This is a genomic window from Variovorax sp. JS1663, from assembly GCF_002157355.1.
GTDB lineage: Bacteria > Pseudomonadota > Gammaproteobacteria > Burkholderiales > Burkholderiaceae_C > Variovorax.
The window spans coordinates 1-25,572 of sequence record NZ_LYMK01000071.1 but is presented as its reverse complement, the minus strand read 5'-3'; the positions used below and the strand labels follow the sequence as shown (position 1 = coordinate 25,572).

Annotated in this window: 20 protein-coding genes; 11 read left to right on the top strand and 9 right to left on the bottom strand. The window is 67.8% G+C overall.

The genetic code is table 11. The features are described from left to right. Positions 1 to 528: 528 nt before the first annotated feature. The 6 genes from A8M77_RS32655 to A8M77_RS32635 form a co-directional block, all read right to left on the bottom strand. Complete coding sequence (locus A8M77_RS32655) at positions 529 to 837, bottom strand: hypothetical protein (protein WP_086925635.1); 309 nt, start codon at positions 835 to 837, stop codon at positions 529 to 531. After that, positions 834 to 1,112, bottom strand: coding sequence for a polymorphic toxin type 37 domain-containing protein (locus A8M77_RS37555; protein ID WP_086925634.1), 279 nt, complete (start codon positions 1,110 to 1,112; stop codon positions 834 to 836). Before A8M77_RS37555 ends, A8M77_RS32655 begins: the two co-directional genes overlap by 4 nt. A 3-nt stretch (positions 1,113 to 1,115) precedes the next feature. Further along, positions 1,116 to 1,358 carry a glycine zipper domain-containing protein gene (locus tag A8M77_RS32645; protein ID WP_086925633.1) on the bottom strand — a complete coding sequence of 81 codons (243 nt, stop codon included), beginning with the start codon at positions 1,356 to 1,358 and terminating at the stop codon, positions 1,116 to 1,118. 242 nt (positions 1,359 to 1,600) lie between these two features. Then, a complete protein-coding gene (locus tag A8M77_RS35805) occupies positions 1,601 to 1,897 on the bottom strand; it encodes a hypothetical protein (protein WP_143694862.1) in 297 nt (98 codons plus the stop codon). Next, complete coding sequence (locus tag A8M77_RS32640; RefSeq protein ID WP_086925632.1) at positions 1,894 to 2,433, bottom strand: polymorphic toxin type 37 domain-containing protein; 540 nt, start codon at positions 2,431 to 2,433, stop codon at positions 1,894 to 1,896. Before A8M77_RS32640 ends, A8M77_RS35805 begins: the two co-directional genes overlap by 4 nt. Before the next feature lie 29 nt (positions 2,434 to 2,462). Further along, the gene (locus A8M77_RS32635) at positions 2,463 to 3,500 is read right to left on the bottom strand and encodes a transglutaminase family protein (protein WP_086925631.1); all 1,038 of its coding nucleotides are present in this window, start codon (positions 3,498 to 3,500) and stop codon (positions 2,463 to 2,465) included. A gap of 441 nt (positions 3,501 to 3,941) precedes the next feature. Here A8M77_RS32635 and flhB point away from each other — a divergent pair, with 441 nt between their 5' ends. From flhB to A8M77_RS32595, 8 genes are all read left to right on the top strand, one after another. Continuing rightward, entirely contained in the window at positions 3,942 to 5,084 is a 1,143-nt protein-coding gene (gene flhB, locus A8M77_RS32630) for a flagellar biosynthesis protein FlhB (protein WP_086925630.1), read from the top strand. Continuing rightward, on the top strand, positions 5,081 to 7,186 hold the full coding sequence (flhA, locus tag A8M77_RS32625) for a flagellar biosynthesis protein FlhA (RefSeq protein ID WP_086925629.1): 2,106 nt from the start codon (positions 5,081 to 5,083) through the stop codon (positions 7,184 to 7,186). The genes flhB and flhA overlap by 4 nt, the downstream gene beginning before the upstream one ends. Continuing rightward, entirely contained in the window at positions 7,183 to 9,675 is a 2,493-nt protein-coding gene (gene flhF, locus A8M77_RS32620) for a flagellar biosynthesis protein FlhF (protein WP_086925628.1), read from the top strand. Before flhA ends, flhF begins: the two co-directional genes overlap by 4 nt. A 5-nt stretch (positions 9,676 to 9,680) precedes the next feature. Next, entirely contained in the window at positions 9,681 to 10,523 is an 843-nt protein-coding gene (locus A8M77_RS32615) for a MinD/ParA family ATP-binding protein (RefSeq protein WP_202820681.1), read from the top strand. Positions 10,524 to 10,557: 34 nt separating this feature from the next. After that, positions 10,558 to 11,298, top strand: a complete 741-nt coding sequence (locus tag A8M77_RS32610) for an RNA polymerase sigma factor FliA (RefSeq protein WP_086925626.1) — start codon at positions 10,558 to 10,560, stop codon at positions 11,296 to 11,298. A gap of 109 nt (positions 11,299 to 11,407) precedes the next feature. After that, positions 11,408 to 12,583 carry a DUF3182 family protein gene (locus A8M77_RS32605; RefSeq protein WP_086925625.1) on the top strand — a complete coding sequence of 392 codons (1,176 nt, stop codon included), beginning with the start codon at positions 11,408 to 11,410 and terminating at the stop codon, positions 12,581 to 12,583. 31 nt (positions 12,584 to 12,614) lie between these two features. Next, on the top strand, positions 12,615 to 13,454 hold the full coding sequence (locus tag A8M77_RS32600) for an alpha/beta hydrolase family protein (RefSeq protein ID WP_086925624.1): 840 nt from the start codon (positions 12,615 to 12,617) through the stop codon (positions 13,452 to 13,454). 86 nt (positions 13,455 to 13,540) lie between these two features. Further along, positions 13,541 to 13,984 (top strand): FHA domain-containing protein, encoded by a 444-nt coding sequence (locus tag A8M77_RS32595; protein ID WP_086925623.1) that lies wholly within the window; start codon positions 13,541 to 13,543, stop codon positions 13,982 to 13,984. Positions 13,985 to 13,996: 12 nt separating this feature from the next. On the opposite strand, the gene A8M77_RS32590 is transcribed toward A8M77_RS32595, so the two are convergent. Genes A8M77_RS32590 through A8M77_RS32580 form a run of 3 tightly spaced genes read right to left on the bottom strand, consistent with a single transcriptional unit; the run spans position 13,997 to position 17,256 of the window. Beyond that, positions 13,997 to 14,596 (bottom strand): Isoquinoline 1-oxidoreductase subunit, encoded by a 600-nt coding sequence (locus A8M77_RS32590; protein WP_086925622.1) that lies wholly within the window; start codon positions 14,594 to 14,596, stop codon positions 13,997 to 13,999. After that, positions 14,593 to 16,791 carry a xanthine dehydrogenase family protein molybdopterin-binding subunit gene (locus A8M77_RS32585; RefSeq protein ID WP_086925621.1) on the bottom strand — a complete coding sequence of 733 codons (2,199 nt, stop codon included), beginning with the start codon at positions 16,789 to 16,791 and terminating at the stop codon, positions 14,593 to 14,595. The genes A8M77_RS32590 and A8M77_RS32585 overlap by 4 nt, the downstream gene beginning before the upstream one ends. A gap of 3 nt (positions 16,792 to 16,794) precedes the next feature. Next, positions 16,795 to 17,256, bottom strand: a complete 462-nt coding sequence (locus A8M77_RS32580) for a (2Fe-2S)-binding protein (RefSeq protein ID WP_086925620.1) — start codon at positions 17,254 to 17,256, stop codon at positions 16,795 to 16,797. Between the two features lie 326 nt (positions 17,257 to 17,582). Here A8M77_RS32580 and A8M77_RS32575 point away from each other — a divergent pair, with 326 nt between their 5' ends. The 3 genes from A8M77_RS32575 to A8M77_RS32565 all read left to right on the top strand — a co-directional run. Then, entirely contained in the window at positions 17,583 to 17,834 is a 252-nt protein-coding gene (locus tag A8M77_RS32575) for a hypothetical protein (RefSeq protein ID WP_086925619.1), read from the top strand. A gap of 497 nt (positions 17,835 to 18,331) precedes the next feature. Continuing rightward, positions 18,332 to 20,398, top strand: coding sequence for a BTAD domain-containing putative transcriptional regulator (locus tag A8M77_RS32570; protein ID WP_158101038.1), 2,067 nt, complete (start codon positions 18,332 to 18,334; stop codon positions 20,396 to 20,398). Positions 20,399 to 20,614: 216 nt separating this feature from the next. Continuing rightward, positions 20,615 to 25,572: beta strand repeat-containing protein (locus A8M77_RS32565; protein WP_192871710.1), on the top strand; the 4,958-nt coding region annotated here is incomplete at its 3' end.

Here is a 25,572-nt window from a genome sequence, read left to right as displayed (position 1 = left end):
CGCCAAAGAAAGTAACCAAAGAAAGGCGACCCCACTGTGCGTGTCCCTCCGCTTCGCTACGGGCAACCTGCGGTGCTCGCGCAGCCGGCCCGCCGCAGAACTCGCTGCGCGCCCTTCGGGCGCTACGCTCAAACAGCTGCGGCAAGTCAGTTTACGAAGCACGCCTGTCCTTCGGCAGGCGTGCGGGCCGGCTGCACTGCGCTCCTCGGCACGCACAGAGGGGATGTGGGGCGGGCCATCGCTGCGCTCGGCCACCAACGGCGCGCTTCGCTTCGCGGGGGATTCGGCGCGTGAGCTGGCGCAACGTGCAAGCAGGCCAAGTGCGCGTGCCGCCCAACCCCCCACAGAAGGACGCGCCATGGCGCGTTGGAGTTCAATCCCCTTCGCGCGTGCTGAGGAGAGGAATACAGCCGGACTCCACGCCTGCCGAAGGACAGGCGTGCTTCGTGATGCGATCTTTACGATCATCTCCTGCTCTTCTGAGATCCTCGGCCTCGCCCGGCTTACCCGGCGCCTTAGCATATGTCGCTACCGCAGGCGCGAACCGTCGGGATTGACGGCTTCCTCATCTCTGCGCGTGGGGTAGTACACCTTCTTATCTTCAAGCTCGTAGAAGAGGATGCCGTGGATTCCTTGTGCAGAGGATTTTTCTATACGACGCTTCCAGATGTTGTTGAAGGCTGCGTCAAGTCGCTGCGCGTCACCCTTGGCGTAGACCTCGTCAATGAAGGCGATGTCCGTTCCATGTGCAAATACAAGATCGAACTCGTCTTCCGTTGCTGAGAAGATGTCGTAGACGCAGTTCACTGCGCCATCAATGACTTGAATGTTTTTCACGGCTTCTGCTTCGGCTTCACGTTCCTGTATCCACCGCCAGCTGTTTGCACATCCCAATGCGCCCCCCCATGTGCCCTACCTCCTTGACCCGTCGGGAACCAAACATTGCCCTTGGCATCCAGCCACCCGTGGCTCGAACCTCCACGTTTCGGATTGGGATTCGGCACCCAACTCTCGCCGGTCTTGGGGTCCTCGAAGCCGTCAGCCTCGGTAGGCTTTCCTGGTGCTTTCGGCCCATTCGGATCGTAGGCATTCTGAGGCGGTTTGGCCAACATCGGTCAGGTCATGTTCCAACCGATCCATGCGCCTGCGCCTGCGCCGACCACTCCACCAATGACGGTGCCGGCTGGACCGAAGACAGACCCCATCTCCGCACCGGTCACTGCCCCCGCAACGGGATTCAACCCATCCGGGTCAGCGTACATCATCGGATTGCCTTCGGCGTACACGGCGTGCGCCCCGGTCGCCAGACCGATCCATAGCGATACCGCAACCACCAACTTCCTGATCCAGTCGCTCATCGATTCACCTCCTTTGAATTTCGTTCGTCTTATTGACCCGAGCCTCGATCAAAGGCGCGCCGATATCGCGTTCGGAACCGTCCGCCGGCAGATCGACGCCTGTCGGGGCAGAAGTCGACGCTGCGGGCACCGATGTCGCCTCGACACGCCACCCCGACCGCGAGCGCGATGGCGCCCCGATCCGATCCGAGCACTGCTGCGAAAGCCCGAGTCGCAGTTGGGCGGCTTGGGATCTCGCGAGTTCATCGGTGGCCTCCGAACACAGATCGATACCAATACTTCCGGCTGTGTGCAAACCAATGCCGATTGGCTTCGTTGCAGAAAGCTTTCAAGTCTCTCCTGTCGATCCGATACCGGGTGAACAAGCCGATGAGATCCGCCAGACTGGCATCGTCAATTGGATTTTCGAAAGCAAGGGCCAGCCCCTCGGGCGTTCGCTTGAACTCCTTCAAAGCCTTGAGTCCTTCGAGCCACCCGAAGAAATGCTTTTCGTCTTGGTAGCAATAGAACTGAGGTTCGTTGACAAGAATGGTTGTCATCGTAGTAAGTCGTTGATGTTTTGGCCTGGTGGCACGTTGACGTGTCTGCCGTTAGGTAGTTGGACATCCCAATGCGAACCACCGTGAGCTCGTCCACCCAGCCCTGTTGGGCACCACACTCGCCCACGATCGTCTTGCCAGCCATGGCTTGAGCCACCTCGCCCGGGATTAGGGTTTGGAACCCAGTTTTCTCCACCCCGGGGATCGTTGAACCCTTCGGCTTCGCCCGGCTTACCCGGCGCCTTTGGCCCTTTCGGGTCGTATGCATTCTTGGGAGGCTTGGCCAACATCGGCCCCGTCACATGCCAGCCGATCCATGCACCCGCCCCCGCGCCGACCGCGCCGCCGATGACGGCGCCGGCGGGTCCGAAGACTGAACCCATCTCAGCGCCGGTGACCGCACCCGCAACAGGATTCAATCCATCCGGGTCTGTGTACATCATCGGATTGCCCTCGGCGTACACGGCATGCGCCCCGGTCGCCAGACCGATCCATAGCGATACCGCAACCACCAACTTCCTGACCCAGTCGCTCATCGATTCACCTCCTTTGAAATTCGTTCGTGTTATTGACTCAAGCCTGCCTTCGCCCGCTTGATCCGCTCGCGGTACGCGGCTTGCTCCGCCGCGGTGGGTGCCTTGAAACCCAGCGCCTTGGCCCTGTTGCCCCAGTACTGCCAGCCGTCGTCCAACTGTTCGAACCGCGACCGCAAGCTCACCGGGATATCGCCCGGCCGTGGGTACTTGTCGATGAACTGCCGTTGCCGCAGCCCCTTGTAGCCAAGATAGGCGTGGGTGATCGCCACCATGTCCTTTGGGTAGTGCTCGACCAGCAGCAATGCCAGCTTGATGCGCGCCTCGTCGGCCTCATCGGTCTTCTGGCCTTCGTAGTGCTCCAGCAAGGGGTCGATGGTGACGACAGCCGCTTCCTCTCGGGTCAGCGGCTTCAGGTAGACGCCGTTTGCAATGGACTCAGGTGTGATCGAGGGGAATGTCTTGCGCTGGAACTCGTCGTCGGCCCAGCCGCCCCCGTTGGTCGCTTCGACGCCGTACCACTGCCCGTTGTCGCCCCGGAACTTCAGGTACAGGTGCTCGGGGGCGGAAGCCAGGGCCACGGGAATGCCGAGCTTCTGGCCCAGGATGACGAACAGCGTGGGCATGGAGACGCAGTTGCCGCGGCGCGTGTTCAGGTACACCGGCAGCAGCTTGGCCCGTGGGCTGCGGTCGTCCTGAAGGTTGTAGAGATACGGCTGGCGCCCGCTGAGCAGGGGCGGGCGGTACAGGTAGTCGCGCAGGGCCTTGAACTTCACCAGATTCGAGGCGCCGGGTGGAAAAGTGGCCCGGACCTCTTCAGCCAGTTGCTCGATCTGCTTCGTGGCGGTGGCCACATCGATGGACGGATCGATCATCCGATCGACCGCGAGCTTGATGGCGCCCAGATCCATCTGCGACTCGGGCTGCTGCAGCAGTGCCCGAACCGTCTTGAGGTCGGATGCGTAGGAGTTGGGCGTGGGGCGCTGCGCATGGGCGTGCGATGCCAGGAGCAGCACCAGCAACACCCATGACAGTGCCGCCCGCGTGGCGGTACTGACGAAGGTTTTCACCGTTCTTCTTTTGAAATGTGTGACGGCGCGGAGGATATGTCGCTGTGCGAGGCCACCCCTTTGGGGTCAACCCTGATGGGCGTGTCCACGGGCTTGTGGTGCGCGTCACGCCACTTCCATCGCTGCGCCTGGCGACCTGAGAGCTGCGGATCTGCGCGGCAGAGGGCTTCGGGGTCTGGGGAGTTGTTGCGCCCGTTCGCTTGGTTTTTGTCTTGGTGGTTGTTGGATGCCGGAGCCGGGAATTCGCCCCTGCGCAACACCAGCCAGCAAGGCAAGAACAAAGCCCCAACAACAGCAAAGCAAGACCAACAACAGAAAGGCAAGAACAAAGCCCCAAGATAGACCGCAATCCCCCCCCTGATCGATCGATTGTCGACCGACACCTCGCCGAATAATCGGCCACGACCCGGCGATACCCGCCGAAGCTCCCCAAGAGCAGAAATGGCTGAAGAAAGCGATCTCGAAAAAACAGAACCGGCCTCACCACGGCGCCTGGAAAAGGCGCGCGAGGAAGGCAACGTGGCCCGCTCGCGCGAGCTGGTCACCTTCGTTCTGCTCGCCACCGCGGTCGGCGGCCTGTGGGCCATGGCCGGATCGCTGGGCAACAGCTTTCGCGGCGCGCTGGGCCAGGGCCTGCGCTTCGAGCGCGCGGCCGCCTTCGACCCTTCCTTCATGCTGACCCAGGCCGGGCTGCAGGTCATGCAGGCCCTGGTCGCGATGGCGCCCTACATGGGCATGGTCATGCTGGCCGCCCTGGTGGCGCCGCTGATGCTCGGCGGCTGGCTGTTCTCCACGCAGGCCCTGGGCCCCAAGTTCGACAAGCTCAACCCCATCGCCGGCCTCGGCCGCCTGTTCTCCGCCCAGTCGCTCGCGGAACTGTTCAAGGCGCTGGCCAAGTCGCTGCTGATCGGCGGCGTGGCCTGGCTGGTGATCATGGGCCACATGGACGAGGTCAACGCGCTGATGGCCCAGTCCGAACGCGCCGCGCTGCCGCAGATGATCATGCTGGTGGCGCGCAACTGCGCGCTCATCGTCGCCGCGCTGCTGCTGATCGCGCTGGTGGACGTGCCCTTCCAGCTGTGGAGCTACTACCGCAAGCTGCGCATGTCGCGCGAGGATCTGCGCCAGGAGCACAAGGAAAGCGAGGGCGACCCGCACATCAAGGCGCAGATCCGGCGCCAGCAGCAGGCGGTGGCGCGCCGCCGCATGATGTCCGAGGTGCCGAAGGCCGACATCGTGGTCACCAACCCCACGCACTTCGCGGTGGCGCTGAAGTACGAAGACAGCCAGATGCGCGCGCCGCGCGTGGTGGCCAAGGGCACCGACCTGGTGGCCGCGCGCATCCGCGAGCTCGCGGCCGAGCACAAGGTCCCGGTGCTCGAGGCGCCGCCGCTGACCCGCGCGCTCTACAAGAACACCAAGCTCGGCCAGGAGATCCCCGCCGGCCTCTACACCGCCGTGGCCGAGGTGCTGGCCTGGGTCTACCAGCTCAAGCGCTGGAAGTCCGAGGGCGGCGAGGCGCCCCGCACGCCGGGCGAGCTGCCCATTCCCGAGGCCCTTGAATACAACCCGACGAGCGCATGAACGCCATCGCCACCTTGCTGCGGCTGCCGCCGCAGAGCTTCTCCGGGGCCGCCATGAAGGGCCTGGCCGGCCCCATTCTCATCATCATGATCCTGAGCATGATGGTGCTGCCGCTGCCGGCCTTCCTGCTGGACCTGCTGTTCACCTTCAACATCGCGATGTCGGTGATGGTGCTGCTGGTGAGCATGTACACCATGAAGGCGCTGGACTTCGCGGCCTTCCCGGCGGTGCTGCTGTTCTCGACCCTGCTGCGCCTGTCGCTGAACGTGGCCTCCACCCGCGTGGTGCTGATGCACGGCCACACCGGCCCCGACGCGGCCGGCAAGGTGATCGAGGCCTTCGGCCACTTCCTGGTGGGCGGCAACTTCGCGGTCGGCGTGATGGTGTTCATCATCCTGGTGATCATCAACTTCATGGTGATCACCAAGGGCGCGGGCCGCATCGCCGAGGTCGGCGCGCGCTTCATGCTCGACGCCATGCCCGGCAAGCAGATGGCGATCGACGCCGACCTCAACGCCGGCCTGATCGGCGAGGACGTGGCCCGCAAGCGCCGCACCGAGGTGGCGCAGGAGGCCGACTTCTACGGCTCCATGGACGGTGCCAGCAAGTTCGTGCGCGGCGACGCGATCGCGGGCCTCCTGATCATGGTGATCAACATCGTCGGCGGCCTGGTGGTGGGCATGCTGCAGCACGGGCTGGACTTTTCCACCGCCGGCAAGACCTACACGCTGCTGGCCATCGGCGACGGCCTGGTGGCGCAGATCCCGGCACTGGTGATCTCCACCGCGGCCGGCGTGATCGTCTCGCGCGTGACCACCGAGGAGGACGTCGGCCGCCAGCTCACCGGCCAGCTCTTCTCCAACCCGCAGGTGCTGTTCCTCACGGCCGCGATCATCGGCCTGATGGGCATGATCCCCGGCATGCCGAACCTGGCCTTCCTGCTCATCGCGGGCGGCCTGCTGTGGTTCGGCCGCAGGCTGCTGCTGCGCGCGCCGCAGAAGGCAGCCGAGCAGGCTGCCGCCGCGCAGGCCGCCGCTGCCGCCGCCGCCGCGCCGGCCGCCGAGGCGGCGGAGGCCAGCTGGGACGACGTGGCGCTGGTCGATCCGCTGGGCATGGAGGTCGGCTACCGCCTGATCCCGCTGGTGGACCAGTCGCAGCAGGGCGAGCTGCTGGGCCGCATCAAGAGCATCCGCAAGAAGATCGCGCAGGAGCTGGGCTTCCTGGTGCCGGTGGTGCACATCCGCGACAACCTCGAGATCCAGCCCAATACCTACATCATCAGCCTCAAGGGCGTGGAGATCGGGCGCGGCGAGGCCTTCCCGAACCAGTGGATGGCAATCAACCCCGGCCAGGTCACCGGCACGCTGCCCGGCACGCCGACGCAGGACCCGGCCTTCGGCCTGCCCGCGGTGTGGATCGACGCGAGCCAGCGCCAGCAGGCGCAGGTGCTCGGCTACACGGTGGTCGATGCCTGCACGGTGATGGCCACGCACCTGAACCACCTGATCCAGACCCATGCCGCCGAGCTGCTCGGCCGCCAGGAGGTGCAGCTGCTGCTCGACCAGGTCGCCAAGACCGCACCCAAGCTCACCGAGGACCTGGTGCCCAAGGTGCTGTCGCTCAGCACACTGCACAAGGTGCTGCAGAACCTGCTGGAAGAAGAGGTGCCGATCCGCGACATGCGCACCATCCTCGACGTGATGGCCGAGCATGCGCCGACCGTCAAGGACGCGACCGAGCTGACCTCGATCACCCGCCTGGCCCTGGGCCGTGCCATCGTGCAGCAGCTGTTCCCGGGCGACGCCGAGATGCAGGTGCTCGGCCTGGACAGCACGCTCGACGGCATGCTGCAGCAGGCCATGACCAGCAACAGCGGCATCGAGCCGGGCCTGGCCGACAACCTGCTCGTGCAGACCCAGGCCGCGATGGCGCGCCAGGAGCAGCTGGGCCTGGCGCCGGTGCTGGTCGTGCAGCACCCGCTGCGCGTGCTGCTCTCCCGCTTCCTGCGGCGCAGCCTGCCGCAGCTCAAGGTGCTCTCGAACGCCGAGATCCCTGATTCCCGCCGCATCAAGATCACCGCCACCATTGGAGGAAGAGTTTGAACATCATCACCGACGTGCGCAGCGCCGCACGCAAGTTCGTCGCCGCCACCAGCCGCGAGGCGCTGCGGCTGGCCCGCGAGGCCCTGGGTTCGGAAGCCATGGTGCTGACCAACCGCGTCGTGGCCGACGGCGTCGAGATCGTTGCCATGGCCCCGGAGGAAATGGAGCAGGTCGCGGAACAGGCCGCACCCGCACCCGCACCCACGACCGCAACCGTGGTCTCCACCGCGATGCCGGCGCCGGTGCCGGTGCCCTCGATGCCTTTCATGCCCTCGGCCGTGCCGCCGCGGCCGGCGGCGCCCGCGGTGCCGCTGCTGATGCGCGCGCCGGTGCCGGCGCCCGAGCCGCCGATGCCCGTGCCCCAGTCGCTCGTGCCCGATGCACCGGCTGCCGAAGCGCCGGTGGCAGCCGCGCCGGCCGACCCCGTGCTCAGCGAGCTGCACTCCATGCGCGGCATGATCGAGGAGCAGTTGGCCACCGTGGTCTGGAACGACCGCCAGCGCCGTGACCCGATGCGCGGCCGCCTGCTGCGCACGCTGCTGGGCGCCGGCTTCAGCGCCCGCCTGTCGAAGGCCATGCTGGAGCATCTGCCCGCCAACCAGAGCTATGCCCAGGGCATGGCCTTCGTGCGCTCGGAGCTGATGCGCACCGTGCCGCTGATGGAAGACGAGGACGCGCTGCTGGCCCAGGGCGGCGTCTATGCCTTGGTCGGCCCCACCGGCGTGGGCAAGACCACCACCACCGCCAAGCTCGCGGCCCGCTGCGTGATGCGCTTCGGCGCCGAGAAGCTGGCGCTGGTGACCACCGACAGCTACCGGATCGGTGCCTACGAGCAGTTGCGCATCTACGGCCAGATCCTGAACGTGCCGGTCTATGCGGTGAAGGACGCGACCGACCTGCAGCTGGTGCTCAACGACCTGCGCAACAAGCACATGGTGCTGATCGACACCGTGGGCATGAGCCAGCGCGACCGCGCCGTCTCCGAGCAGATCGCCATGCTCTCCAGCAGCCAGCGGCCGGTGAAGCGGCTGCTGCTGCTCAACGCCGCCAGCCATGGAGACACGCTCAACGAGGTGGTGCATGCCTACCGCCAGGGCAGCGGCGCCGGTGGGCTGGCCGGCTGCATCTTCACCAAGGTGGACGAGGCCACGCACCCCGGCGCGCTGATCGACACCGTGATCCGCCACCGCCTGCCGGTGCACTACATCTCCTGCGGCCAGAAGGTGCCGGAGAACCTGATGACGGCCGAGCGCGCGGCGCTGGTCGACAGCGTGTTCCAGGCCAAGGCGCCGAGCGCGCTCTTCGTGCCCGGCGAGGGCGATCTGCAGGACAAGCCCACCGGCGAGGCCGCCACGCAGGTGGCCGAGGCGCAGGCCGAGACCGAGCGCATGCGCCTGCGCTACCAGCGCCTGATCCACGCCATGGCGCACGATGCGCAGGAGGTGGCCGCGGCGGCCAAGGCGCTGTCTGCCGCCGACCTGGGCTTCGACCCCGCGCGCGAGCTGTGGCGCATGGCAGCCGACGAGAACGTGCTGCACAAGGCCGTGATGCAGTCGCTCAAGGCCCATGCCTGGAGCGAGATCGCCACCGGCTGCGATCGCCACGTGCTGGCGCTCGGCGGCCAGGTGGGCCTCAAGTCGAACGAGGGCGGCGATGCCTACAGCTGCGAGGGCAGCCTGCTGCTGTCGGACCGCAGCGGCATGCCGCTGGCCGCGCCCAATCAGTGGCTGTCCACCGCCGGCGCGCGTCCCGGCACGGAGGCGGCGCGGCGCACCGGCATGCGCCAGCCGCAATGGCTGGCCCAGCAGGATTTCGGCAGGCCCGTGGTGCACGTGTGGCCGCGGCTGCCCGGCATCGATACGCTGGCCGAGGTGCAGGCCCGGGGCCTGGCCTGGCTGGCGCGCGCGCCGGGTTCCACCGCGGTGGTCGATGCGGCGAGCGGCCGCAACTGCACGCTGGCCCGGTTGACGCTCGAGTTCGGCGCGGCGCACCCGGTGCGCTTCAAGGGCAAGTCGGCGATGCGGGCCGAGGCCCAGGTCGAGGTGCTGCTGCGCGGCGAGCACGGGCTGCCCGCGCTGCGCTGCGTGGTCAGCCGGGTGATGGAGCCGAAGAGCGGCAAGATCCTGACCCAGGGTTACCTGCTGTCGAACCTCGGCGCCGAAGTCAGTGCATCGCAGCTCGCGCAGTGGCAGGCCTGGGCTGCGGAGGCCGAACCCTGCTTCCGGCTGATCCGCCAGGGCTTGCAGCTGGTGGGCGGCCTCGGCGAGGTGGGCGATCCGCACATGATGAAGCGCGTGCTGATCGCCGGCCAGGCCACCACCACCGTGTGGCGCCTGCTGCACGCGCAGGACGAATGGGCGGGGCGCACCCGTGCGCTGCTCGGCCAGCTCACCGGCCGGCGCATCCGGCCCGACCGCGCGCCCTCGGGCAACGTGCTCTACGAGGGCATGGCCAAGCTGTTCCTGCTGCTGGAGGCGCTGGGAGCGTGACAGGAATGATGTCGGATCAGGCCGAGGGGCTGCGCCGCCTGCTGGCGCAGTCGCGCACCCGAATGCTCGCCATCGCGAGCATGGGCCGCGGGATGGGTGCCACCACGGCCGCGATGAACCTGGCCGCGGCCCTCGCGCTGCAGGGACGCGAGGTGCTGCTGCTCGACGAGCATGGCACAGGTGATGGCACGGCCACGGCCCACTGGGGCCTGGACCCATTGGGCACGCTGGCCGACGTGGCCTGCCAGCGGCTGACCCTGCACGGCGCCGCCGCTCGCTCGGGCTGCGGCGTCCAGGTGCTGCCGGCGGTGCCGCGCGCGCCGACGGCCTGTGCCGATCCGCGCACGCTGTGGCAGGGCGACGTGATCCTGGTCGACGCCGCGCTGGACGGCGAGGGCCGGCTCTCCGGTCTCGCACAACTCGCCGACGACCTGGTGCTGGTGATGCAGCCCCACGCGGCGGCCATCACAGCCACCTACGCGGGCGTGAAGCAGCTGCACTACGCGTACGCGCTGCGGCAGCTGCGCTTCCTGGTCAACGGCGTGGCCGAGCCCCGGGCCGCGCAGCAGGTCGCGGACAACCTGGCCCAGGCCGGCAGCCGCTACCTCGCGGTCTCGCTGCTGCCGGCCGGCTGGGTGCGGGCCGAGCCCCACACGCATGACGCGCAGCGGCTGGCCCGCACCGTTGTCGAGGCCTTTCCCGCCAGTCCGGCGGCGGCGGACTTCCGCCGCATCGCCGACGAAATGGGCCACTGGCCCTGGCGCCCGGGCGCGAGCCTGGGGGCGCCACAACCTGCACTGCAATCGGCGCCGCAGGCGCGGCGCGCGAACACCGCCGCGGCCTGCTGAGGCCGCGGTACCCGAGAAGGAAAGAAGGACGGCCGTGTACACCGCACAGGGAACGATTGAAAAGTCTCATCTGCTCAAGCAGCACCAGCCCATGGTGCGCCGCATGGCGCTGCAGATGATCGCCAAGCTGCCCGCCAGCGTGGAGCTCGACGACCTGATCCAGGCCGGCATGATCGGCCTGCTGGATGCCTCCAGCCGCTACCAGGACAACCGCGGCGCGCAGTTCGAGACCTTCGCCAGCCAGCGCATCCGCGGCGCCATGCTCGACGAGCTGCGCGCCAACGACTGGGGCTCGCGCGGCCTGCGCCAGTCCGCGCGCAAAGTGGAACACGCGATCCAGGCGCTGGAGCACCGGCTGGGCCGCGCACCCAGCGAGGGCGAGATCGCCAAGGAGCTCGACATCACGCTGGACGCCTACCAGGGCCTGCTGCAGGAGATCCAGGGCTGCCACCTGCTCTACGTGGAAGACTTCTCGGCGGACGGGGAGGGCGAGAGCCCCTTCCTGGACCGCCATGCCAGCGACGCCCGCAGCGAGCGGGTGGGAGACAGCGACGACCCGCTGGCGCAGCTGATGGAAAGCGGCTTCCGCCACCAACTGGTGGCTGCGATCGGCGAGCTGCCCGAGCGCGACCAGCTGTTGCTCAACCTCTACTACGAGGAGGAACTCAACCTGCGCGAGATCGGCGCGATCCTGGAGGTGAGCCAGTCGCGCGTGTGCCAGCTGCACAGCCAGGCCATCAGCCGGCTGCGGGCCAAGCTGCAGGACCTGCTTTAGCCGGCCGTTCCTGCTTTTCCCGTCTTGCGGGCGCCCGCCTTGTAGGAAAAGTGCGCGAGCCGCCCGCAGGGGTTTGATTTCCGCCGCGCGATCACCCAGCATGGCTGCCATGGACACGCCCATCCTCAGCGCGTTGCCCGGCGCAGCCCCGACGCTCGCCGGTGAAGGGTCCGTGCTCGACGAGCCCGGCCTCGAAGGCACCGTGGTCGCACTGACCGCGGACCACCATGCCTACGCCAGCGAGCACGAGCGCGCCACCCGCGCCCAGATCGCGTGGCGGCTGGCCCGGCTCAAGAAGGCGCGTTTCCAGGGCGAGTACGACAGCGCGCAAAGCTATGCGGCGCCGGTGTACTTCGTCCCCAGCGACACGCTGGTGGGCAGCACGTGGGCGGAGACACTGGGGATCCAGAGCCACCAGGCGCTGTTCGGCGGCGTGGTGCCGCATCCCTTCGTGCTGACCAAGACCATCACGCATCCGCTGGTCGATCCGGGTGCCGCCGCGCCCGCGGGCTGGTCCCACGGCTTTGCCGGCCAGGTCGCCCATACCGTGCTCGAAGGCTATTCCGCCTTCGCCGCCGACGACGCGCGGCGCGCGGGGCTGCGCCTGCTGGAGCTGGGGCCGGTGCGCCTGAAGCCCGCGCGCGCCACCGGGGGCCGCGGCCAGCAGGTCGTGCGCGACCGGCAAGCCCTCGAGGACAGTCTTGCGGCCATGGATACCGCAGAGATCGCCGCGCATGGCCTGGTGCTGGAAGAGAACCTCCGGGAGCCCGTGACCTACAGCGTGGGCCAGGTGCACGTGGGCAACGCCGTCGCCAGCTACTACGGCTGGCAGCGCCTGACGGTCGACAACCATGGCCACGAGGTCTATGGCGGTTCCGACCTCACGGTCGCACGCGGCGGGTTCGACGCGCTGCTCTCGCTCAGCTTCCCGGACGAGCTGCGGCTCGCGGTGGAGCAGGCGCGCATCTTCCATCGTGCGGTGGAGGGCGCCTTCCCCGGCTTCCTCGCCTCGCGCATCAACTACGACGTGGCGCAGGGCGTCAATGGCGCCGGGCGCTGGTGCTCCGGCGTGCTGGAGCAGTCCTGGCGCGTCGGCGGTGCCAGCGGCGCCGAGATCGCGGCGCTCGAGATCTTCGACGAGCAGCCGGAGCGCCGGGCGGTCAATGCCTCCTGCTTCGAGTTCTACGGCGAAGGCGTGGTGCCGCCGCCCAATGCCTGCGTGTACTTCAGCGGCGTGGATGCCAGCGTCGGCCCGATCACGAAGTACACCGTGGTCGAGCCCTGACGAAGCAAGCCGGATTCATTCACAGCTTGCGATGCCCACCCGACAGGCACTGATCGATATCCCCGTCGACGGCGTGCACATCGCCGGCACGCTGATCGCACCCTCGACCATGGTCCCCGGCGTGCTGCTGGTGCACGGCTGGGACGGCAGCCAGCAGCAGGACGCCACGCGCGCGCGCGAACTCGCGGCGCTGGGCTGCATCTGCCTGACCTTCGACCTGCGCGGCCATGCGCGCCACGTGGCGCAGCGCGAAGCCGTCACGCGCGAGGACAATCTGCACGACGTGCTCGCGGCCTACGACACGCTGGTGGGCCATCCGGCGGTGGACCCGAACGCCATCGCGGTGATCGGCAGCAGCTACGGCGGCTACCTGGCCGCGGTGCTGACCTCGCTGCGCCCCGTGCGCTGGCTCGGCCTGCGGGTGCCGGCCATCTACCGCGACGAGAACTGGGAACAGCCGAAGCGTCGCCTCAACGGCGACGACCTGACGCTGTACCGCCAGGCCAGCATCGAGCCCGAGAAGAACCGCGCGCTGGCCGCGTGCGAGGACTTCCTCGGCGACGTGCTGCTGGTCGAGTCGGAGAACGACACCATCGTGCCGCACCCCGTCATCGAGAACTATCTGGCCGCCTTCAAATACGTGCGCTCGATGACCTACCGCGTGATGGAAGGCGTCGACCACGCGATGTCGAAGCGGGTCTGGCGCGAGGCCTACACGCAGCTCGTGGTGGCGTGGATGACTGAGATGCGCCTGGCCGCGAAGGTGCAGGACAAGGCGCGGCCGCCACAGCAGCCGCAGCGCTACGAGACCTGGCCCAGCGCGACCCCCGAGCAGGCGCGCAGCGTGCTGCAGGAATCGCGAAATATTTAATACCCTCGTTTGCTGCCGACCCTTCAGGAATCGTTCGACTGAGCCGAAAAGCACTCAGAGAGCAATTCAAGACAGGAAGCAGCCACATGTCCAGACTCATCATCCTCGCCCGGCATGGCAGCGTGCGGCAGGTCAACATCAAGGGCCAGTTCACCTCGATCGGGCGCGATCCGGCCTGCGAGGTGCACATCGACAGCCTCGGCGTGAGCCGGCGCCACGCCAGCATCCACTGGACCGGCGACCGCTTCGTGCTGACGGACCTGGCAAGCTTCAACGGCACCTTCGTCAATGACGATCGCGTGGAGTCCCACGCGCTGAAGAACGGCGACGCGATCACGATGGGCGACTGCCGCCTGCGCTTTCTCTACAGCTCGCAGGCGCTGCCCAGCGAAGACGCGCTGCGCCTGGTGACGCAGGTCAACGGGCTGGAGGATCTGCACGCGGCGCGCGAGCGCAGCGAGTGGGTGTCCTTCTTCCGGCGCGGCAAGACGACGAGCGGCCAAGGCGGCGCGTTCGCGCGCTACCGTTGAGCCAGCGCGGGGTCAGCCGCGCGGACAGAACGCGCCGGCATCGGCCCAGGCCTTGATCAACGCGCCGAACTCCTTCTGCGTCCCAGGCGCCGGCGTGCGGCCGGCGCCGGGGTTCCAGGCCCAGCCGACCAGCGAGTCCTCGGCCATGTGCTTCACCAGGGCGGCCATGTCCATGTTGTCGTTGCGGGACTTGTCCTTGATCTGCTCGCAGATCTGGCCGAGCGTGCGGCCCTGCCATGCCATCGAGGCGGGCGCGAGATGCCACTTCGGATGCCCCGGCATGCGCGCGCTGTCGAAGTTGGCCGCCTGGTGACAGGTGGCGCATCGCATTGCCGCCGCGCCGAAGCCGTCGGCGCCGCGCACCACCCAGGGCTGGTGCGGGCTCAGTGCATTGGTCTGCGTGGGCCGGTCGCCGGAGGGATGGCAGTTCAGGCAGCGCGGGCTGTTGAGCACCTTGCCGGCCTCGGTGAAGAGAGCGATGGCGCGCTCCTGCCGGTCCGTGATGCGATCGAACTCGGAGACCGGCTTGAGCGTTTCACCGCCCGGCTGTGCCGCAGCCAGGCCACTGGCGAGCAGCAGCGCGGCCAGAAGGAGAGTCTTGCCGGGTCTCATGCGGCCTCCCTCACCATCGGCAGCTGCCGTGGCCGCTCGGCGCCGGCGAGCCGCGCGAGCGCATTGGCCACGGCCGGGCCGATCGGCGGCACGCCCGGCTCGCCCACGCCGGTGGGCTTCTCGCTCGATTCGACGATGCGCACCTCGATCGCCGGCATCTCGTGGATGCGCAGTGAACGGTAGCCGTCGAAGTTGCTCTGCACGCGCCGGCCGCCCTCCAGCCGGATCTCGCCATAGAGGATGTGGCCGAGGCCGAAGCCGATGCCGCCCTCCATCTGCGCGCGCACGATGTCGGGGTTGACCACGCGCCCGCAGTCCACCGCGCACCACACCTTGTGCACCCGCGGCTCGCCGTTCTCGCCCATCGAGACCTCGGCCACGTGGGCGACATAGGTGCCGAAGGACTTGACGATCGACACACCGCGCGCCCGCCCACTGCCCGCGCTGGGCCCCGACCACTTCGCAAGATCGGCCACCGCGCGCAGCGTGGCCGCGAAGCGCGGGTCCTCGCCGAAGAGCGCCAGGCGGCCTTCCACCGGGTCCTGCCCCGCGGCCTGCAGCAGCTCGTCGACGAAGCATTCGACCGCGTAGCCGGTGTGCGTGGAACCCACCGAGCGCCAGGACAGCGTCGGCACGCCCACCTTGCGGATGTGCAGGTCGCAGCGGAAGTTGTCGATCTTGTAGGGGATCTCGTTGGCGCCCTCGACCATGGTGGCGTCGATGCCGTCCTTGAAGAGCATCTGCTCGAACAGCGTGCCCTGGATGAAGGACTGGCCCACGATGGTGTCGGACCACGCGACCACCTTGCCGCCGCGCAGCGCACCGCGCAGGCGGTGCACGAAGAGCGGGCGGTAGCGCCCGCCCTGCACGTCGTCGTCGCGGGTCCACATCAGCTTGACGGGCCGCTCGGGCCCGAAGGCCTTGGCCACCTGGGCCAGCTCGGTCGCGAAGTCGGCGGTCATCTCGCCGCGGCGGCCGAAGCTGCCGCCGGCGAGCATGGTCTCGATCCGCACCTGCTCGGGCTTGAGGCCGAGCACGCCGGCGATCGTGGCCTGGTCCAGTGTCTGGATCTGCGAGCCGAAGCGGGCGAGGGCGCCCTGGTCGTTCCAGCGCAGGAAGCCGTCCAGCGGCTCCATCGGCGAATGCGCGAGGTAGGGAAAAGCGTATTCGGCCTCGACCACCTTGTCGGCCGAGGCGAAGGCCGCATCGAGATTGCCGTGCGTGGCGGCGACCGCGCCGGGCGTGCGCGCGGCCGTGCGGTACTCGGCGAAGAGCTGCTCCGTGCCGCGCTTCTCGGCGGCCGAGTCGTCCCAGGTGATGCGCAGCTTGCTGCGGCCCTTGATGGCCGGCCAGGTGCTCTCCGCGTAGACCGCGACGCCGGTCGGCACCTGCTTGATGGCCACCACGCCCTTGACGGTCATGGCCTCGATGGCATCGAAGGAGGCCACCTTGGCGCCGAAGAGCGGCGGGTGCGCGACCACCACGGTCAGCATCCGGGGCTCGTGGATGTCGATGGTGAACTGGGCCTTGCCATTGGTCTTGGCCGGCACGTCGAGCTTGCGCACCGCCCCTTCGCGCCCGATGAGGCGGAACTGGGATGGGTCTTTCAGCCGCACGTCGGCCGGTGCCGGCAGCTTCGAGGCCGGGAGGGCGAATTCGCCGAAGCGGCCTTGCCTGCCCGAGGCGGCATGGCGGATCACGCCGCGCTCGACCGTGATGCTCTGCGCCGGCACCTTCCATTTGTCTGCGGCGGCCTGCACCAGCAGCGCACGCGCCATGGCCCCCGCCTGGCGCATCTGGTCGAAGGAGTTGGAGATCGCGGTCGAACCGCCCGTGCCCTGGAAAGGCCCGAAGGCCAGGTTGTTGTAGAGCTTCGCGTCGGCCGGCGCGTGCTCGGCGCGCATCTGCGACCAGTCGGCATCCATCTCCTCGGCCACCAGCGTGGTCAGCCCGGTGAAAGGACCCTGGCCGAACTCGATGTGCTTGATCAGCACGGTGACCGTGCTGTCGGTGCCGACCCGCACGAAGGCGTTCGGCGCGAAGGCGGCCGGGCTCGCGGCGGCCGCCCGGGCCTTGGTGGCGGCCAGCGCGTTGCCCGCAAGCGGCGCGAGCCAGACGCCGATGACCAGGCCGGCGGTGCCCTGCAGAACGGTGCGGCGCGAGAGCGTGGTGGAGTCTGTTGCTGCGTGTGCCATCGCTCAGGCCCCCAGGGCGCGCGCCGCGTCGTGGATCGCGGCACGGATGCGGTCGTAGGTCGCACATCGGCAGATGTTGCCGTTCATCGCCAGGTCGATGTCGCGGTCGGTCGGCTTCCTGACCTGCCGCAGCAGCGCCACCGCGCTCATGACCTGGCCCGACTGGCAGTAGCCGCACTGCGGCACGTCGCGTGCCACCCAGGCGGCCTGCACCGCCTTGGCCTCGCGGCCCGTGAGGCCCTCGATGGTGGTGATGGCGCGCTTGCCGACCGCGGCGATCGGGATGGCGCAGGAGCGCAGGGGCTGGCCTTCCAGGTGCACGGTGCATGCACCGCATTGGGCGATGCCGCAGCCGAACTTGGTGCCCGTGAGCTGGAGTTGATCGCGCAGGGCCCACAGCAGGGGCGTGTCGTCGTCGACGTCGACGCGGTGCTCCCTGCCGTTCACTTTGAGGACATGGATCATGGCTCTCCCTTCCGTTCGGGATGGCTGGGTGGAGGAGGCGGGGGGGCTCCCGGTCGCACGGATGGCGAGAAGCAATGTAGCGCGATCAACATCGCGATGAAAGTGCGTGCCTGCAGGCCGGCGCCGCCTGCCGGCGACCGGGAGGCCGCATCCATGACCAGGCTGTCCCGGCTGCGACATCCGCTGCTGGGACAATCGGTGGATATCCGCTGAAATTCCGCTCCGGCCTGTCGCAAGGTCTCGCCCATCGCTTTATGAGACAGAAAAAAACCTATCGCATCGTCATCGGCCTTCGATGGACCTCCTTTGCCTATGAGAGAGAGGGCATGCAGATGCTGGGAACCATCCAGCGCGGCCTGCAGATCGGTGCGCTGGTGAGATTGGCCGATGGCAGCTATGCGCAGGTCAATGGGGATGTCGTGGAGCCGCTGAGCAAGAGCCGCGTGGAGTTCGCGCTGCTGGCGGCGAAGGGCGCGCGGCCGCCCGAAGCGCCGGTCGCCAATGCCTCCAGGCCATCGCCGTCGACGGTGGTGGTGATCAAGAAGCGGCGAAAGATCGTGCTGCCGATCGACGCGTAGGGAACGCGCCGATCACACGGCCTCGGCAGGCGCGATCGCCGGAGCCTGCGACGCGGAGCGATCCGCCATCACATCGTCAACCATCGGTAAAGAGCGTGTCGCTCGGCATGAAATGTGTTGAGCACTTGTCAAGCGGCAAAGCACGGGGGCGCTTTCGCCGCGCGCGTGAGGGGGCGTGGGCACGGGGAATCTGATCAATTGTGTCTGCCTTCGATGGCTCGCCAAGCCGTTCTTCTAGAGTCGTCAGGCAGGCTTTCACACTCACGACACAATGATTGCTCACCCGCCCCTCCGTCCTCCCCCGGCTTTCGGCATCGACGTCGAGCCGGAGGACGTTGACGGCGGCGTCACCCGCGGCACCAGCTTCGTCGACAGGGTGCACTTGCTGCACAACGAGAACGCTGACTAGTGTTCGGAGCATCTTCAGCAGCAACAACAGTCACGCCGCGACGATGAGCAAGCCAGGTTCAGGTGCAACTCTTGAATTGCATTCGAGCTTGATCGAACTTGCCAGGCGGCAACTGGCGCAGGGGCCTGAAGGTTCTGGACGGGAAGCATGGGATCTGCTCGCCGCCATCGACGTGCCGGAACCGATCGCGCACGTCTTCGATCACGAGGAGGTCTGCGCACAGGCGGCTGCCTGGCTCGAGCTGTGTGAGCGAATGCCCAATGCGGCGAAGCTGCACGCCTGGTTCCTCTACCACTGCGCGAGAAGCGCGGCTGTCACCGATCCGGAGCGCAGCAGGCGGTGCCTCGCTGCCGTTGCCCAGGAGTTCGCATCGCGCGGCGAACTCGTCGCCCAGGCGCTCGCCCGATGTGCGCTCCTGGAGATAGAAACATGTGCGGCGCCGGCATTGGCGAGGGGGCGTGCGTGGCTGACAGACGCGAAAGGCCGAAGGGAACTGCAGCAGCAGGTCCGCACGGCGCTGTCGGAAAAGACTTCACCGATCAGGCTCCGCCTGGGCGCAGCGGCCCTGGATTGCGGGGTATTGGCGAGCGATGGCGCCTCCGAATCCGAGATCGTCGCCGAACTCGATGCGCAGTTGCACAACCTCGAAGCGAGCCTGGCGACCATCGATTGGTGTGTCGCGTCGGCGGACTGGCACGTGCGGCACAGCGGCGCTCTTTCCGCTGCGGAAGCCCTGCTGCGCCAGGCGCTGCGGTCTGCGGCTGCCTTGCACGCCCGATCGGGCGTGGCGCGCGTGCAGAACCTGCTGGCCGCAGTACTCATGGCGCGCGGAAGCACGGTGTGGCCGCCCACGGCTGCCGCACTGCTGCATCCGTCCCACCGGCTGGATGATCTGCGTCGGGCGAATCTGGCAGGACTCAAGGCCCTGTTCCTCGGGCAGGCTCCGGATCAAGTCACGCGTCGGGCCGCGGCGCTCGAGGTTTCCGTCGATCGTCAAAGCCTCGGCACTTCAGTCTTCGGCCCGGTCGACTATCGGATCGCGGTGGCCTCCGTCTGCGCAGAGGCGGGCATGCACTCGCTGGCCCGGGCCTGGCTCGATGGCGCGACGTTCGACGTGCTTGGGATCGGGAACGCGGTTCTTGTCGATGCCGCGCTGCTTCTGCGAGGGTGGGAACTGGCAGCAAGCGGCCGCGAAGCCGAAGCCGTGGAGGCGGTGCAGGCACCGCTCATGCGCCACGCAGCGCGCGGCCAGTTGGCGCTGTTTCCGTATGCACCCAAGGTCGCGGCCACCCTGGTCGGGCTTGGAGTCCTTGCGGGAGCAAACGGGCCCTGGTTGCGCGAGATCGTCGCGCGACAAGGGCTTCGTGCCCCCGACGACACGTCCCCGGCATGGCCGTGGTCCATCCGAGCGCACGTGCTCGGAACCCCGGAGGTCTACCTGGGCGGCGAACGAGTGCAGGTCGCCGGCAAGATGCAGCAAAGAGTATGGGAGCTGCTCTGCGTGCTTGCCGCGGCCGGACCACAGGGAAAGTCGCAGCAGTTCGTCGCGCGCCAGCTCTGGGGAACGAGTGAAGCGCCCGAAGGGGCATTGCGCGTTGCGATTCATCGGCTTCGAAAGCTGCTCGGCAGCGACGAGGCGGTCATGGTCCGAAACGGCATGGTCATGCTGAACAGCGAACTCGTGTGGACCGACCTCCAGGCATTGCAGAATCTGTGCGATCGCATCGTCGATCGACGTGAGCACACCTTGGTGTCACATGTGCGTTCGAAGGTCGACCACCTCTTGCGCCTGTACCGCGGCGGCATGTTCTGTGCCGACTCGCTCTCCTGGGTCCTGGCCGTCCAGCGGAAGGTCTTCATGCGGTTCATGGCCGCCGCATCGCTTCTCGCCGAGCAGCTGGAAGCGCATGGCGATTGGTCGGGCGCATCGCGGATCTATCGCCGCATGCTCGATCCGGAGCCGCTGAGCGAAACCGCATACCGCGGACTCATGCGTTGCGCGACCGCGCAGGGCGACATGGCCACGGCCTTCAGCCACTACCGGTTCTGCCGCGACACCCTGGCGATCGTTCTGGGCCGCGATGTCAGCCCCGATACCCGTTGCCTGGCCGAGGATCTTGGCTTCCTGCAGCCGAACGGCCCCGCCTTGTCCTGAGCCCTGGCCGGCCGCAGGCATTGGCTGCAACAGAGATCATCCGAATCGCTGAAGCTGTAACTCGCGGGTAATTCAGCAGGGCCTACATTGCCTCGCGAGAACCGTCGGGGCACATCGCCCGTCCCCACTGTGATCAGTCCTTCCGTCTGAGCGTCCAGCTTGTGCTGCTTCGCAATGGGCGATCGCCAATCGAATCAACGAAACACAGGAGACTCCATGTCACTCGATCTGAACGGTACCGCAACAGGCACCAACGCCGTGACGTCCTACATCGACGATACCGCGGCCATCGTGGTCGTGCCCGCGAGCGTGGTGGTGGGCGCGGGCAGTTCCACCTCGAACACGGACGGAATCGATCGGATCCGCATCAGCGGCAACTGGGCGGCTGGAGACGGCCTGCAGATCGGCGCTCTGCCCTCGGGGCTGGTGCTGTCCGGCGCGGGCATTCCCAGCGGAGCGACGTCGTGGACGGGGCCTGTACAGGGGGACGTGTACATCCAGCGCGCGTCGCCGTCAGTGACGATCACCGACCTCATGTGGCAGGCGGCCCTGCAATCCGTGCTGTTCTACAACAGCACGCCGGCGGCCGGTGCCGAGGGCGTCACGGCGCCCACGCGGACGATCGCCTTCGATACCCAGAACGCGTCCGGCACCCTGCTGTCCCACGCCACGACGACCATCAACATCGACAACGCGCCATGGGCTGTTGCCGATACGGCCACGGCGGTGGAAGCGGGTGGGGTGAACAATGGCACCGCGGGCACCGACCCGACAGGCAACGTGCTGACCAACGACGTCGAACCGGACGCGGGCGACACCAAGACGGTATCGGCAGTGTCCTTCGGCGCCACCAGCGGCACGGTGGGCCTTGCGCTGGCCGGCGCCTACGGCAGCCTCAAGCTCAATGCCGACGGAAGCTACACCTACACGGTGGATAACAACAACGCCACCGTGCAGGGGCTGCGCACCAGCGCGAACACGCTGACTGAGACCTTCAGCTACACGATGCGCGACAACGCTGGCGCCACCAGCACCAACACGCTGACGGTGACCATCCGGGGTGCCAACGACGCGCCCGTGGCGGTGGCCGACACTCTGCACGTCACCGAGGCAGGAGGAGTGAACAACGGCACGGGCGGCACGCAGGTCGCGGTAGTGAACATACTGAGCAACGACACCGACGTGGACACCGATGGGGACGACCCCGACGGCAAGGAGATCACCGGCTGGTCCGGCAACATCTCGTCCTACGGGTCGGCCCAGATCGTGTCCGGCGTCTTCACCTTCATCGTCAACAACAGCAATGCAGCTGTCCAGGCGCTGCGCAGCTACGACGACACGCTGACGGCGACCTACGACTACACGATGCGCGACACGGCAGGCGCCACCAGCACGGCCAGCGTGACCGTCGTGATCCACGGCGCCAACGATGCCGTGGTGGCCGTGGCCGATACGGCCACGGCGGTGGAAGCGGGCGGCATCAACAACGGCACGCCGGGCACCAACCCCGGCGGCAACGTGCTGGCCAACGACACCGACGTGGACGCGGGCGACACCAAGACCGTGACGGCGGTGGCCTTCGGCACGACCAGTGGCACGGTGGGCAGCGCGCTGGCCGGCGCCTACGGCAGCCTCGTGCTCGGTGCCAACGGCAGCTACATCTACACGGTGGACAACAACAACGCCACCGTGCAGGCGCTGGGCTCCAGCGCCAACACCCTCACCGAGACCTTCACCTACACCGTCAGCGACACCGCCGGTGCCTCGAGCACCACCACGCTGACGGTGACCATCCAGGGCGCCAACGACACGCCGGTCATCACGGGCACGAGCACCGGAGCGGTCACCGAAGACACGGCGGTGAGCGCGGGCAACATCAGTGCCAGCGGCAAGCTGAACATCGCGGATGTCGATTTCCAACAGTCCTCCTTCATCGCGCAGACGGCGGGGGAGAGCACCTATGGCGCCTACACGGTCGGCACCGATGGCGCGTGGACCTATACCGCGAGCAACGCACAGACGGCCATTCAAAGCCTGCGTGCCGGACAGACGCTGACCGACACCTTCGCTGCGACCTCTTGGGACGGCACCACGCAGCTCGTGACGATCACGATCACCGGCACCAACGACGCCCCGGTGGCCACGGCCGACACCACGACAGCGGTGGAAGCCGGTGGCGTGAACAACGGCACGCCGGGCACCAACCCGACGGGCAACGTGCTGGCCAACGACACCGACCTGGACGCGGGCGACACCAAGACCGTGTCGGCGGTGGCCTTCGGCGCGACCAATGGGACCGTGGGCAGCGCGCTGGCCGGTGCCTATGGCAGCCTCAAGCTCAACGCCGACGGCAGCTACGCCTACACGGTGAACAACAGCAACGCCACCGTGCAGGCGCAGCGCACCAGTGGGAACACGCTCACCGAGACCTTCAGCTACACGACGCGTGATGCGGCAGGCGCCACCAGCACCAGCACGCTGACGGTGACCGTCCAGGGCGCCAACGATGCGCCGGTCTCCGCCAGCCTGGGCCAGTGGTTCAGCGGCACGGCCGCTGCCGTCGTGGACCCGCACCAGAACCTTGGCGCGTCCAGCAACTTCACGATGGAGTTCAAGGTCAACCCGACCGAGACCATCACGCTGAAATCGCAGAGCACCACCGGCTCGGTGGGCGCCAGCGGCCAGCATTACGCCATCTGGGCGCCGCAGGGGCGGGTGACCTGGGGCAGCGCCAACGACGCCGGCATCGGCGTCTCGGTCGGCACCAACGGCATCTCGGTGTACCAGCACACTGACTACATCCTGGCGCCGCTGCTGACCTGGGCGGGCGCCGTCAACGCCGAGACGCAGGTCGCGGTGGTGTTCAACGACAAGACCCCCACGCTGTACATCAACGGCGTGGCGGTGCAGACGGGGCTGCAAAGCACGATCGCCAACCTGCATCCGTCCACCATCATCGGCGGCGGCAGCTATGGCTACTTCAAAGGCAGCGTGTCGGACTACCACGTGTGGGATTCCGCGCTGAGCGCCGCGCAGATCAACGCCAACCTGAACAAGGGGCTCACCGGCAACGAAGTGGGGCTGCTGAACTCGCAGCTGTCCACTGCCGTGGCGGAGAACGCGGCTGCGGGCGCCGTGGTGGGCACGGTGCGCGGTGCTGACGTGGATGCGGGCGAGACCTTCACCTACAGCCTGGTCAACAACGCCGGCGGCCGCTTCACGATCGACGCCACCACCGGCGTGGTCAGCGTGGCCGGTGGCGCGGTACTGAACTACGAGGCGAACACCAGCCACGAACTGGTCGTGCGCGTCACCGACGGCGGCGGCCTGCCCACGGACCAGACCATCAAGGTGCGCGTGGCCAATGTCAACGAAGCCCCCGTGGCGGTGGCCGACACCGTCACGGCGATCGAAGCCGGCGGCGTGAACAATGGCACCCCTGGCACCAACCCGACGGGTTACGTGCTGACCAACGACGTCGACCCGGACGCGGGCGATACCAAGGTGGTGTCGGCAGTGTCCTTCGGCGCGACCAGCGGCACGGTGGGCAGCGCGCTGGCCGGCGCCTACGGCAGCCTCAAGCTCGACGCCGACGGCGGCTACACCTACATGGTGGACAACAGCAACGTCAGCGTGCAGGCGCTGCGCACGGGCAATACGCTCACCGACACCTTCAGCTACACGATGCGTGATGCGGCAGGCGCCACCAGCACCAGCACGCTGACGGTGACCATCCAGGGTGCGAACGACGCGCCGACGCCCGTGGCCGTCACCGCCGACGCCCTGGAGGCCGGCGGCGTGAACAACAGCGCCCCCGGCACCGACCCTTCCGGCACCCTGATCGGCGGCCCGAACCCGGAGGGCGACGCGCTGCGGCTGACCGACGTGTGGCTGCCCGTGCAGCTCTCGAACGGGAGCTGGAGCTCTCTGCACCAGACGCTGGGCCCGGGCCCGGGCCCGGGCTCGGTCGCGGACATGTCGACCAAGTACGGCACGCTGCACCTCACCAGCAGCGGCAGCTACCAGTACATCGTCAACAACGAAGACGGGCGCGTGCAGGCGCTGCGCACGGGTGCCGACACACTCACCGAGACCTTCACCTACCAGGTGGCCGACGAGGACGGTGCGACCGGCACCAACACGCTGACGGTGGTGGTCCACGGCGCCAACGATGCGCCGGTGGCGGTGAACGACGCAGTGAATGCCGCGCGTAGCGCTGGCGTCTACGCCGCCGAAGGCGACGTGCTCGCCAACGACACCGACGTCGACAGCAACGACAGCAAGACACTCGTCGGCGTCCGCCCGGGCGCCTATCAGGGCGGCTTCACCCAGGTCATGCAGAATTCGCCGCTCGTGCAGGCAGGCCAGTACGGGATGATCCAGATCTCGAGCGACGGCCACTACACCTACAACGCCTACGCCCCCGGCGGCGATCCGGCAGAGCAGGCGGCGGCGCTGGCGATCGCCGCACTGCGCCCGGGCCAGACGCTGACCGACTCCTTTGAATACCAGATGGAGGATGCCGCGGGGCTCGTCAGCACCGCCACCATCAACGTCGTCATCCAGGGTGCCAACGATGCGCCGGTGGCCAGCGCCATCGTCGTCGACACGGCAGTGGAAGCTGGCGGGACGAACAACGGCACACCCGGCAACAACCCCGAAGGCAGCGTGCTGCCGTACGTCCACGACGTGGATGCGAACGACACTGTCGCCGTCTCCGGCGTCTCCTTTGGTGCCACCAACGCCGCAGCGGGCAGCGCGTTGGCCGGCGCCTACGGCAGCCTGACGATCGACGAGAACGGCCACTACGCATACACGGTCAATAACCTCAATGCGGCGGTACAGGCGCTGCGCACCGGCAGCGACACGCTCACGGACACCTTCACCTACACGGTGCACGACGCCGCCGGTGCCACCAGCAGCAACACGCTGAAGGTGGTCATTCACGGTGCCAACGACGCGCCGGTGGCCACGGCCGACACCATGACGGCGGTGGAAGCCGGCGGCGTGAACAACGGCACGCCGGGCACCAACCCGACGGGCAACGTGCTGAACAACGACGTCGAACCGGATGCGGGCGACACCAAGGTGGTGTCGGCGGTGGCCTTCGGCGCGACCAATGGGACCGTGGGCAGCGCGCTGGCCGGTGCCTATGGCAGCCTCAAGCTCAACGC

What these genes read in the sequence shown, in the direction of transcription:
- A8M77_RS37555 (WP_086925634.1), bottom strand. Translation starts at nt 1,112, where the DNA reads ATGTTGGCCAAACCGCCTCAGAATGCCTACGATCCGAATGGGCCGAAA.
- A8M77_RS32645 (WP_086925633.1), bottom strand. Translation starts at nt 1,358, where the DNA reads ATGAGCGACTGGATCAGGAAGTTGGTGGTTGCGGTATCGCTATGGATC.
- A8M77_RS35805 (WP_143694862.1), bottom strand. Translation starts at nt 1,897, where the DNA reads ATGACAACCATTCTTGTCAACGAACCTCAGTTCTATTGCTACCAAGAC.
- A8M77_RS32640 (WP_086925632.1), bottom strand. Translation starts at nt 2,433, where the DNA reads ATGAGCGACTGGGTCAGGAAGTTGGTGGTTGCGGTATCGCTATGGATC.
- flhB (WP_086925630.1), top strand. Translation starts at nt 3,942, where the DNA reads ATGGCTGAAGAAAGCGATCTCGAAAAAACAGAACCGGCCTCACCACGG.
- flhA (WP_086925629.1), top strand. Translation starts at nt 5,081, where the DNA reads ATGAACGCCATCGCCACCTTGCTGCGGCTGCCGCCGCAGAGCTTCTCC.
- A8M77_RS32615 (WP_202820681.1), top strand. Translation starts at nt 9,681, where the DNA reads ATGATGTCGGATCAGGCCGAGGGGCTGCGCCGCCTGCTGGCGCAGTCG.
- A8M77_RS32605 (WP_086925625.1), top strand. Translation starts at nt 11,408, where the DNA reads ATGGACACGCCCATCCTCAGCGCGTTGCCCGGCGCAGCCCCGACGCTC.
- A8M77_RS32600 (WP_086925624.1), top strand. Translation starts at nt 12,615, where the DNA reads ATGCCCACCCGACAGGCACTGATCGATATCCCCGTCGACGGCGTGCAC.
- A8M77_RS32595 (WP_086925623.1), top strand. Translation starts at nt 13,541, where the DNA reads ATGTCCAGACTCATCATCCTCGCCCGGCATGGCAGCGTGCGGCAGGTC.
- A8M77_RS32590 (WP_086925622.1), bottom strand. Translation starts at nt 14,596, where the DNA reads ATGAGACCCGGCAAGACTCTCCTTCTGGCCGCGCTGCTGCTCGCCAGT.
- A8M77_RS32585 (WP_086925621.1), bottom strand. Translation starts at nt 16,791, where the DNA reads ATGGCACACGCAGCAACAGACTCCACCACGCTCTCGCGCCGCACCGTT.
- A8M77_RS32580 (WP_086925620.1), bottom strand. Translation starts at nt 17,256, where the DNA reads ATGATCCATGTCCTCAAAGTGAACGGCAGGGAGCACCGCGTCGACGTC.
- A8M77_RS32575 (WP_086925619.1), top strand. Translation starts at nt 17,583, where the DNA reads ATGCAGATGCTGGGAACCATCCAGCGCGGCCTGCAGATCGGTGCGCTG.